The following is a 793-nucleotide window of genomic DNA, read 5'->3' on the forward strand; positions in this document are numbered from 1 at the left end:
CACCGCCGACGGCCGCGTCGCCGCCCTGGTCGTCGACACCCGGGTCATCGACCGGCCCCTGGAGATGTAGCCGTTCGGGCGCGTTCCATGGGCGACCCCACCAGCCGGTCGAGGCACCTGGAAGCGGTGGGTCCGCCATCTCGGTGAGGGCGGTTCGCGGACACCTGTCATCGGCGGAGCCCTCCTCGGGGCCTCCCCCTCATCGTGTCCATCCACGGCCACGGGGGCGAGGCGCGGGACATCCCCGCCCCCGCCCCTACCCGTGACCCCCCTGCGCCTGCGTGCCCAGAAGGCTCAGGATGTCGCTGTCCCCGCGATCGTCCAGGCGCTCCCGTACCCGCTCCTCGGAGGCGTCCGAGGGGAGGCCGAGCGCCGCGGCGAGGGCGGCCACCGCGCCGGAGCCGGTGGCCGACGCGGGCACACCGGCCAGGTGCAGGGCACGGGTCAACGGGTCGGCGCCCGCGGAGTCGGCCGGGATCACCCGGCACCGCACGCGCCCCTCGCAGATGGTGATGAAGGCGTGGTCTCCGACGTTGGCGCCCTCCTCCACGAGCAGGGGGCGGACCGAACTCATCAGCGGCTGCTGCTTCCAGGCCGCCACCGCCTCGCGGTCGCCGATCAGCACCGGCATCCGTACGCCGGGGCGCATGCCCGTCCAGGCGGCGAAACCGTTCGGGATCGGAAAGCCCGAGCCGCGCAGGTGGTCGGCGTTGACCTCCACCCGCAGCCACCAGGTGCCGTCGGCGTCGGCGAAGCACCTGCGGGTGCGGTCGACGGAGCGGCGGGGGGGGGA

1 pseudogene is annotated in these 793 nt (G+C 74.9%); it reads right to left on the minus strand.

Annotated elements, in window-relative coordinates:
* Positions 1–256 precede the first annotated feature (256 nt).
* A pseudogene (locus D471_RS40000) lies at positions 257–793 on the minus strand (sigma factor-like helix-turn-helix DNA-binding protein); the annotation flags it as partial.

This window comes from Nocardiopsis lucentensis DSM 44048 (genome assembly GCF_000341125.1).
Classification (GTDB): Bacteria; Actinomycetota; Actinomycetes; order Streptosporangiales; family Streptosporangiaceae; genus Nocardiopsis; species Nocardiopsis lucentensis.